We start from the raw sequence: 8,762 nt of genomic DNA, 5'->3' as shown, positions 1-8,762 counted from the left end.
CTTGCTGCGTCTGCTTTGCAGCGCTGCGTTGTGTTGCGAGGGGGCGAATATTAAGTGACCGCAGCGGGGTTGGCAAGGGGTTTTTGAAAACTTCTTCGTGCCGCCGTCAGCGCGCCCTTAAAATCGGCAGATGCCTGACATGCCTACCTACCTGCCGTCGCGCCTGCCAGCGGACGGTGCGCGCCTGCTCGACGCCCAGTCTCTCGCCGCAGCGCTGTCGCGCCCTATTGTCTTTGTCGATCTGGAGACTACCGGCGCGGACGCCCAGCGCGACCGCATCACCGAGATCGGCGTGGTCGAAGTCGGCCCGGACGGCATCATTGAATGGGACACCCTGCTCGACCCCGGCATGTCGATCCCGCCGTTCATCCAGCGCATGACCGGCATTACCGAAGAGATGGTGCACGGTCAGCCGACCTTCGAGTCACTGGCGGAATCGCTTGCCGAGCGCCTGCAAGGCCGCTTGTTCGTGGCGCACAACGCGCGCTTCGACTATGGCTTCCTGAAGAACGCCTTCCGGCGTGCCGGCGTGACCTTCCGGGCCGACGTGTTGTGCACGGTAAGGCTGTCGCGCTCGCTGTTCCCTTCCGTGGAACGCCACGGCCTGGACGCGCTGATCGCACGCTTCGGCCTGACGCCCAAGGGCCGCCACCGCGCGCTGGCCGATGCCGAGCTGCTGTGGCAGTTCTGGCAGAAGATCCATGCCACGTATTCCGTCGAACTGGTGGAATCGGCCGTGCGCACGCTCGTGCGGCGGGCCAGCCTGCCGGCCGGCCTGGACGAAACCGCGCTGGAAGACGTGCCGGCGGCGCCCGGCGTCTATATCTTCTATGGCGACCAGGACGTGCCACTCTATGTCGGCAAGAGCGTGCACCTGCGGCAACGGATCGGCGCCCATTTCTCAGGCGACTACCGGTACGGTAAGGACATGCGGCTGGCCCGGCTGGTACGCCGCGTGGAATGGCGCGAGACTGGCGGCGAGACCGGCGCTCTGCTGCTGGAGGCCCGGCTGGTCAAGGCGATGCAGCCAGTGCACAACCAGCTGTTGCGCCGCAATGCCCGGCTCTTTGCCTGGGAACTGCCGCAGCAGTTGCCGGTGCCACGGCTGCGCTCGGATCGCGATACGGATTTCTGCCGGCATCGCGACCTGTTCGGCGTGTTCGGCAACCGCGGCGCGGCCGAGGCTCGCTTGCGCGCACTGGCGCAGGAGCACGGCCTGTGCCTGGCCACGCTGTCGCTGGAGAAAACCACCCGCCGTGGCAGCCCCTGCTTTGCGCGCCAGGTCCATCGCTGCGCCGGGGCCTGCGTCGGCGCCGAGCCGTCGAGCGCGCACCGCGCCCGGCTAGCCGCCGCCCTGGCGCCGATCGCGCTGATGCCCTGGCCCTTCGATGGCCCGGCCGCCTGGCGCGAGCAGCACGACGGACGCGCCTGGTGGCATGTCGCCGACGACTGGTGCTACCTGGGCTGCGCTGCCACGCTGGAAGAAGCGCAGGCGCTGGCGGCGGCACCAGCGCATTTCGACCTCGATACGTACCAGATCCTCGCGCCGCGGCTGGCGCAATGGATGCCACAGGCGATGCCGCTGTCCGTGCACAGACCGTTCACGCTGACCGCCCCCGAGGCCCCCGCCGAGGCACCACGCCCGGCACGCATCCCGGCCGGGCAGACTGCCCGCAAGGCGCCGCCGGCTGCCGCGCAGCAACCCCTGGGCTTGTTCGCCGACTGAAGCCGGCCACGCTCTGTGCGTCATCGCGCAGAGTGCGCTTGCAGCGAGACGCGCGGCTCCGTTAGCCTGCACAGGCCGGCCCTTGCAGCCGGCCGCGCCGACGCGGAGCCTACATGCCAGCCAACCCAGTCCCTCCTGCCGAAACGGCCCACGGCGCCGCCAGCCTGCGTGCAAGCCTGGCCGTCTTGTGGGCGGCAGCCATCACCGGTGCCTGCGCCGGCCTGGAGGCCAGCGCCATGCAGGACGTCTTCGATTCCTGGAAAAACGTCCCCATCGATGAGGCGAAACGCCAGTGGGGTCCACCGCAAGCGGTGCAGGCGCTGCCCTCCGGCACGGCTTATGTCTGGAACGATTCGGTTGCGCCCGCGCGCGCGCCGGGCAGCGGCCCGCGCGATGCCGGCATGGAGCGCACGCCGGTGCCGGGCCAATGCCAGCGCAAGCTGGTGACCGGCCAGGACGGCATCGTGATCGGCGGCGAGTGGCGCGGCGATGCCTGCTGCATCACCACGCTCATCGGCCACTGCGCCAGCCTGAAATATCGGGGGCACAGCTGAGCCACGGCGCCCGCGGGTGCCAGCCCGGCTCAGTCGATACTGGCGCCCGACGCCTTCACCGCCTGCCCCCAGCGCTTCTGCTCGACAGTGATCGTGGCGGCAAAGGCCTCCGGCGACTGCCATGCGGGCTCGGCACCCTGCTGCTCGAGCTTCGCCTTGGTGTCGGGGTCGGCCAGCACCGTGCGCAAGGCACCGGACAGGCGCGCGACCACGTCCTTGGGCGTGCCCGCCGGCGCCAACATGCCGTAGAAGCCCACCACTTCGAAGCCCTTCAGCCCGGCCTCCTGCATCGTCGGCACATCCGGCAGCGCGGGCGAGCGCTGCGGCGACGTCACCGCCAGCGCACGCACCTTGCCCGCCTTGATGTACTGCGTGAACAGCGGGATCGAGTCGGCCATCATCTGCGCCTGGCCGCCCATCACGTCGGTCAGCGCCGGCGAGCTGCCCTTGTACGGGATATGGACGATGAACGTGCCCGAAGCCTGCTTGAACATTTCCGGCATCAGGTGCGAGATGCCGCCATTGCCGCCTGACGCAAAATTCAGCTTGCCCGGGTTGGCCTTGGCATAGCTGATGAACGTCTTCAGGTCGCGCGCCGGCACGTTGTTGTTGACCACCATCACCAGCGGGATCAGCGCGGTACGTGCCACCGGCGCGAAGTCCTTCGGCATGCTGTAGGGCAGCTTGGGATAGAGCGAATTGTTGATGGCCATCTGCCCGGTGTTGGCCAGCAGCAGCGTGTAACCGTCCGGCGCGGACTTGGCGACGTTGTCCGAGCCGATATTGCCGGCCGCGCCGGCCTTATAGTCGATCACGATCGTCTGGCCAAGGATCGGCTGCAGCTTTTCGGCCAGCAGGCGCGCGTGCGTGTCGACCGGACCGCCGGGCGGAAATGCCACCACCAGCCGGATCGGCTTTTCCGGCCAGGCTGCTTGCGCGGTCCCCGCCGCCAGCGCCAGCGGCGCGGCGGCCAGGGCCAGCAGTGCGTGTTTCAGGATGTCCCGGCGGGCTTGCAGCTTATTCTTCGTCTTGTCCACGGTTGATTTCTCCTTGATACAGGGCTGCCCGCCAGCGCCCTGGTCGGCGTGCTACGGACAGTCGCCAACCGCCATTGTGACTCTTTTGTGACTTTTTGATGTCATTTTCATGACAACACGAAAGACTCGAGCCGCCGGCTCAGCGCGCCGGCCACGCGCCCGTGTCCGCCAGCACGGGCGAATACTCCCGAAATCCGAAGCGCAGCGGCAGCACCGCCGGCCGCCGTATCACGCGCTCGACATGCAACCGCACCAGCCGTTCGGCGCCGGTGAACGAGGCCAGATCCTCGCCCTCCCAGATCACCTCGGCGCGCCCGCCCACATGCAGCAGCGAGCCATCGGCAAAATCCGGCACCAGAATCCCGGCACGCGGATTGGCCAGCAGGTTGCCGACCGTATTGAAGAAGTTGTTGCCGTTGAAGTCCGGGAACGTCAGCGTGCCGGCCTCGTCCACGCGGATAAAGCCAGGCTTGCCGCCGCGGTGCGAGACATCGGTGCCGCCCGTGTGCTCGCCCTCGTCCTGCGGCGACGCGGCGTGGCTGGTGGCGATGAACAGGGTATCGGCGCCGCGCAGCCAGGCCACCGCCTGCTCGTCCAGCGCTTCACCGTGCCAGGCGGGCGGCGCGGGCGCCGGCTCGGCAAGGCTCACGTCGCGCAACTGGATATAGCGCGGGCAGTTGCCAAAGCTCTGCTCGACCTCGACCGTCATCCCGCCCTCGTCGCGCGCCGCGATGATCCCGTTCATGCGGTTGCGCCGGCGCGTAGGCAGCTCGATCCCGAGCAGGCCGATACGCGCGCCCTGCGCCAGTGCCGGGGCCGCCGGATCGCCGGGCAGCGGCACGGCGTCGATGCGCAGGTGCGTGGCGTCAGGCGTATGCGCAAACCCCGGCGTCCCGGCCAGCATCGTGGCCCAGGGCTGTCCGTCGGCATCGACGGCGCCAACCAGCAGGAACGGCAGCTGCGCAAAGAACGTGCGGTGCTGCTCCGGCATCTCGCCACGGATCACCCGCGGGCCGGACGCGGCCATGCGTTCGCGCTTGCCGGCGCGCTCCTGAGCGGCCAGTTCGCCGGCGTGGAATGGCAGGCCGGCGTGCGGCCATGTGGGCAGATCCATGACGGGCTCCTTATCCTTGTCCGATAGATTGTCGATACGCGGGACCGGCAGGCGCTACGCGGCCAGGCCGACTTTCGACACCAGCATCGGCACGAAGCCGGGCAAGGCTTCGATGCGGCGCAGCCAGGCGTTCAGCGCGGGGTACGGCGCCAGCGGCACGTTGCCTTCCTCGGCGCGGGCGATATAGCTGTAGGCCGCCACGTCGGCGATGGTGGCATGGTCGGCCGCCAGGAACGGCTGCCCGGCCAGCAGGGTTTCCATCAGCGTGAACAGCCGCTGCGCGCGGGCGATGGCATCGTCCATCGCCACCGGCCTGCCGAACAGCACGCCCAGACGCGCCGCCGCCGGCCCGAAGGCAATGTCGCCGGCGGCCACCGACAGCCAGCGCTGCACGCGCGCCGCGCCTACCGGGTCGCGCGGCAGCCAGCGGCCGTCGTCATAGCGCGTGGCCAGGTAGACCAGGATGGCGTTGGAATCGCCGACGACCACGCCGTCGTCGTCCAGCACCGGCACCTGGCCGAACGGGTTCAGGCGCAGGAAGGCCTCGCTGCGCTGCTCGCCGCCGCGCAGGTCAACGTCCACCAGACGGTAAGGCAAGCCCAGCAGCCCCAGGAACAGTTCTGCGCGATGGGCGTGGCCGGACACCGGCGAGCGGTACAGCACCAGCGGCTTGGCGGGGCGGTTGGACTCTTGCATGGCACTCTCCTCAACGGTTGGGATAGCCGGATTCTGGACGCCGAACCCGTTGCAATAAATAGGGCAATTGATATTTGACTACTCCAAAAAATGGAGTAATGTGTGGCGCCATGGACAAGCTACGCGCGATGCAGACCTTTGTGCGGATCGTCGACGAAGGCAGCCTGACGGCAGCCGCCACGACGCTGCATACCTCGTTGCCGGCGGTGGTGCGCACGCTGGCGGCACTGGAATCCGAATTGCAGGTCCGGCTGCTCAACCGCACCACGCGGCGGCTGTCGCTGACCGGCGAGGGGCGCAGCTACCTGGACAGCTGCCGGCGCATCCTGGCCACCATCGACGAGGTCGAGGCCGGCCTGACCGCCAGCCATGTCGAACCCAGCGGCCAGCTCACGCTGACCGCCTCGGTGCTGTTCGGGCAGATGTATGTGGCGCCGGCGGTCACACGTTTCGTGCAGCGCTATCCGCGCGTGCGCTGCCGCATGGAATTCACCGACCGCGTGGTGAACCTGCTTGAAGAAGACCTGGACGTGGGCGTGCGCATCGGCCCGCTGGCCGATTCCACGCTGGTGGCACAGACCGTCGGCCGCATCCGCCGCGTGGTGGTGGCCACGCCCGCCTACCTGCGCAAGCACGGCGTGCCGCGCCATCCCGAGGAACTGGCCAGCGCCAACTGCGTGCGCTTCACCGGCAACCACGCGCACTGGTGGACCTTCCAGGCAGACGGCCGGGAGTTCCACGTGCAGGTGTCCGGCAACCTGGAATTCAACCAGACCGCGCCCGCCGTGGCTGCCTGTGCCGAAGGCGCGGGCTTCGGCCACTTCCTGTCTTACCAGGTCGCGCAACTGGTCGAGGCGCGCAAACTGCGCATCGTGCTGGAGGATTTCGAGCAACCGGCATGGCCGCTGTCGCTGATCTATCCCCATGCACGGCTGTTGCCGGCACGCACGCGCGCCTTTATCGAATGGATGCGGGATGACCTGAGCCCGCGCTTCAACTGACAACGTTCCATCGCAAAAAGACCATGCCCCTGTCGAGCGCCCCCACTCCAACCGGCTTCGGCACCCGCGTGCGGCGCCTGCTCCATCGACCGAGCGGCAACGCCTTGCGCGCAGCCGTGCTGGGCGTCAACGACGGGCTGGTGTCAAGCTTCTGCCTGGTGATGGGCCTGGAGGGCGCGGCGGCCTCGCGCGAGGCCGTCATCCTGGCCGGGCTGGCGGGCCTGACCGCGGGCGCTTGCTCGATGGCGCTGGGCGAATGGCTGTCGGTGACCAACAGCCGCGAGATGAACAACAAGCGCCTGCGCGACATGGCGCACGAGCTCGCGCATGATGCCGCCCGGGCCCGGCAGCGGCTGGTCGCGGTGATCGAGGGCAAGGGCGTGCTCCCGGCCGACGCCGGGCGCGCCGCCGACGAGATCATGCGCAACCCGCGCGCGGCCCTGGACACCTTTGCGCGCGAAGTGCTGGGCATCAACCCGCAGGAGCGCGGCGGCAACCCGGTGCAGGCGGCGGTAATTTCCTTCGTGCTGTACAGCAGCGGTGCGCTGGTGCCCGTTGCTGCCGTTCTTCGTGACCGCAGGGCCATCGGCGCAGCTCGGCAGCATCGTCGCGTGCCTGGCCGGCCTTGGCCTGGTGGGCTGGGGCACCTCGTCGTTCAATGGCCGCCCGGGATGGTTCTCGGCGCTGTGGCAGGTGCTGATCGGGGGCATGGCGGCAGCCTTCACCTACGGACTGGGCACCGTGTTCGGCTCGCTCTGACCCACGCTGAGGCAAGCGGCGCAGCGTGCGCGCCGCACCGCCACCTCCGGCGCAGCCCACCCACCCGCCACGCCGGGCCACCACCCGACAAAACCCTTGACGCGTCGCGGCGCGCACCGGTATTTTCAAATTCGAATCAGAATTCGAATACGGAGTGCCTATGTCAGCGACCCAATCCGGCTTCACCGCCAACGCCTCCTTTCCCCGTATCGATACCCCCTCGATCCTGCAGCCGCCGCGCCAGCGCCGTGCGCGCGAGACCGAACAGGCCTTGCTGGGCGCGGGCCGCGAACTGCTTGCCTCGCGTGACTTTGCTGCCGTTTCCGTGGCGCAGATCGCCGCGGCGTGCCAGGTATCGGTGGGCGCCTTCTATGGGCGCTTCCGCGACAAGATGGCCTATTTCGAGGCCTTGCGCGCGCTGGTCATGGAAGAAACCGCCGCGTCGACCGAGCGCTACCTGGCGCAGGAGCGCTGGGAGGACGTGCCGACACCGGTGCTGCTGGAAAAGGCCGCGCGCTTCATGGTGCTCGGCACCCTGGCCAACCGCGGCGTGATCCGGGCATCGCTGCGGCATGCGTCCACGCGGCCCGAGGAATGGGTGCCCCACCGCCAGAGCGGTGAAGCCATCGTGGAGCGCATGGTGCAGTTGCTAGTGCCACGGCTGGCGATGCCTGCCGAGACCGCCGAGCTGCGCGTGCGCTTTGCCATGCAGGCGGTGTTCAGCGTGCTGGTCAATGCCGTGCTCAATGATTCCGGCCCACTGCACCTCGACGACGAACAGATGATCCCGGAACTCAACCGCCTGATGGCCGGCTATCTCGGCATCACCTGCGCAGAGCCGGCCTGAGCACACCACCGGCCCACGCCACCCGCGGTAATGCAGCCAGGCCATGGCTGCCATGAATTGCGCAGCGCTTGCTTGGCTGGCGCGCCGGACCTCCCTAGAATGTGCCCACGCCGGGCCCCGTGCCCGGCGCCCCCGGCCTGCCGCAAAACGGCGCGCCGGGCGCAGCCCTATCCGCATCAACGTTCACCGGGACCGCTCATGGCCACGCTTTTCCTCGTCCGGCACGGACAAGCCTCGTTTGGCGCCGCCAACTACGATTGCCTGTCGCCGACCGGCCGCCAGCAGGCGCGCTGGCTGGGCGAGTATTTCCAGGAGCGCGGCGTCAGCTTCAGCCGCGTGGTAGCCGGCACGCTAGTGCGGCAGCAGGACACCGCCAGCGAGATCCTGGCCGGCATGGGTCAGCCGCAGGCAGCGATCGTCTCGCACCCGGGCCTGAACGAATACGACGGCGAGGCGCTGTACCGTTGCCACACCGGCGGCGCCGACCACCGCGCGCACCAGAACGGCGACTACAACGATTACTGGCGCACCTTCCGCGCGGCCTACGCCGCATGGACCCAGGACGGGCTGGCCGACATGCCCGAGAGCTGGGCCGATTTCGGCGCCCGCATTGCCGGCGCCCTGGCGCACGCGAGCGAAGGCACGACGCGCGAGGATGCCATCCTGGTGGTGAGCTCCGGTGGCGCCATCGGTCGCGCCACGGCCGACCTGCTTGGCGCACCGGCCCAGGCCGCCATCGAGATGAACCTGCAATTCCGCAACACGGCGTTCTGCGAGATCATCGTCGGCCGCGGCGTGCAGCGGCTGCTGAGCTTCAACAACGTGCCGCACCTGGAACGCGCCGACCGGCGCAGCGCAGTGACGTTCGCCTGACGCGCGACACACCGCAAACAAGAAAGGCCGCAATATCGCGGTAATGCCGTTCAGTTAAGGTCCTTTCTGAGGAACCGAACGGTGTAGCGCTTAGGCAGGGCTTTGACCACGCGGGGGCACTTACGCCCCCGTCGTTTTTGGACGATCGCCAACTG

General features: G+C 68.6%; 9 protein-coding genes and 1 pseudogene. 7 read left to right on the top strand and 3 right to left on the bottom strand.

The window, feature by feature from the left end; all coding sequences use genetic code 11:
* Window positions 1-130: 130 nt before the first annotated feature.
* Both AC3WL8_RS39305 and AC3WL8_RS39300 read left to right on the top strand, forming a co-directional pair.
* Window positions 131-1,726 (top strand): exonuclease domain-containing protein, encoded by a 1,596-nt coding sequence (locus AC3WL8_RS39305; RefSeq protein ID WP_153955500.1) that lies wholly within the window; start codon window positions 131-133, stop codon window positions 1,724-1,726.
* Between the two features lie 113 nt (window positions 1,727-1,839).
* Entirely contained in the window at window positions 1,840-2,280 is a 441-nt protein-coding gene (locus AC3WL8_RS39300) for a hypothetical protein (protein WP_211979730.1), read from the top strand.
* Between the two features lie 29 nt (window positions 2,281-2,309).
* Here the strand turns inward: AC3WL8_RS39300 and AC3WL8_RS39295 are convergent, their stop codons facing one another.
* The 3 genes from AC3WL8_RS39295 to AC3WL8_RS39285 form a co-directional block, all read right to left on the bottom strand.
* Window positions 2,310-3,317, bottom strand: coding sequence for a Bug family tripartite tricarboxylate transporter substrate binding protein (locus AC3WL8_RS39295; RefSeq protein ID WP_013952401.1), 1,008 nt, complete (start codon window positions 3,315-3,317; stop codon window positions 2,310-2,312).
* A gap of 139 nt (window positions 3,318-3,456) precedes the next feature.
* A complete protein-coding gene (locus tag AC3WL8_RS39290) occupies window positions 3,457-4,431 on the bottom strand; it encodes a pyridoxamine 5'-phosphate oxidase family protein (RefSeq protein WP_211979729.1) in 975 nt (324 codons plus the stop codon).
* 54 nt (window positions 4,432-4,485) lie between these two features.
* Entirely contained in the window at window positions 4,486-5,127 is a 642-nt protein-coding gene (locus tag AC3WL8_RS39285) for a glutathione S-transferase family protein (RefSeq protein WP_013952399.1), read from the bottom strand.
* 98 nt (window positions 5,128-5,225) lie between these two features.
* On the opposite strand from AC3WL8_RS39285, the gene AC3WL8_RS39280 reads away from it, so the two are divergent.
* The 5 genes and pseudogenes from AC3WL8_RS39280 (at window position 5,226) to AC3WL8_RS39260 (ending at window position 8,607) form a co-directional block, all read left to right on the top strand.
* Window positions 5,226-6,128, top strand: coding sequence for a LysR family transcriptional regulator (locus AC3WL8_RS39280; protein ID WP_013952398.1), 903 nt, complete (start codon window positions 5,226-5,228; stop codon window positions 6,126-6,128).
* Between the two features lie 23 nt (window positions 6,129-6,151).
* Window positions 6,152-6,637: pseudogene (locus AC3WL8_RS39275) on the top strand (VIT1/CCC1 transporter family protein); the annotation flags it as partial.
* A 61-nt stretch (window positions 6,638-6,698) separates the two neighbouring features.
* Window positions 6,699-6,887, top strand: coding sequence for a VIT1/CCC1 transporter family protein (locus AC3WL8_RS39270; RefSeq protein ID WP_492380196.1), 189 nt, complete (start codon window positions 6,699-6,701; stop codon window positions 6,885-6,887).
* A 160-nt stretch (window positions 6,888-7,047) separates the two neighbouring features.
* Window positions 7,048-7,734 carry a TetR/AcrR family transcriptional regulator gene (locus tag AC3WL8_RS39265; protein ID WP_013952396.1) on the top strand — a complete coding sequence of 229 codons (687 nt, stop codon included), beginning with the start codon at window positions 7,048-7,050 and terminating at the stop codon, window positions 7,732-7,734.
* A gap of 198 nt (window positions 7,735-7,932) precedes the next feature.
* Window positions 7,933-8,607 carry a histidine phosphatase family protein gene (locus AC3WL8_RS39260; RefSeq protein WP_013952395.1) on the top strand — a complete coding sequence of 225 codons (675 nt, stop codon included), beginning with the start codon at window positions 7,933-7,935 and terminating at the stop codon, window positions 8,605-8,607.
* The last annotated feature ends 155 nt before the right edge of the window (window positions 8,608-8,762 follow it).

This window comes from Cupriavidus sp. FW305-F7, from assembly GCF_058782875.1.
Note: the sequence above shows the minus strand (reverse complement) of the source record. Positions and strands in the feature narration are given on the sequence as shown.

What these genes read in the sequence shown, in the direction of transcription:
- AC3WL8_RS39305 (WP_153955500.1), top strand. Translation starts at nt 131, where the DNA reads ATGCCTGACATGCCTACCTACCTGCCGTCGCGCCTGCCAGCGGACGGT.
- AC3WL8_RS39300 (WP_211979730.1), top strand. Translation starts at nt 1,840, where the DNA reads ATGCCAGCCAACCCAGTCCCTCCTGCCGAAACGGCCCACGGCGCCGCC.
- AC3WL8_RS39290 (WP_211979729.1), bottom strand. Translation starts at nt 4,431, where the DNA reads ATGGATCTGCCCACATGGCCGCACGCCGGCCTGCCATTCCACGCCGGC.
- AC3WL8_RS39285 (WP_013952399.1), bottom strand. Translation starts at nt 5,127, where the DNA reads ATGCAAGAGTCCAACCGCCCCGCCAAGCCGCTGGTGCTGTACCGCTCG.
- AC3WL8_RS39280 (WP_013952398.1), top strand. Translation starts at nt 5,226, where the DNA reads ATGTGTGGCGCCATGGACAAGCTACGCGCGATGCAGACCTTTGTGCGG.
- AC3WL8_RS39265 (WP_013952396.1), top strand. Translation starts at nt 7,048, where the DNA reads ATGTCAGCGACCCAATCCGGCTTCACCGCCAACGCCTCCTTTCCCCGT.
- AC3WL8_RS39260 (WP_013952395.1), top strand. Translation starts at nt 7,933, where the DNA reads ATGGCCACGCTTTTCCTCGTCCGGCACGGACAAGCCTCGTTTGGCGCC.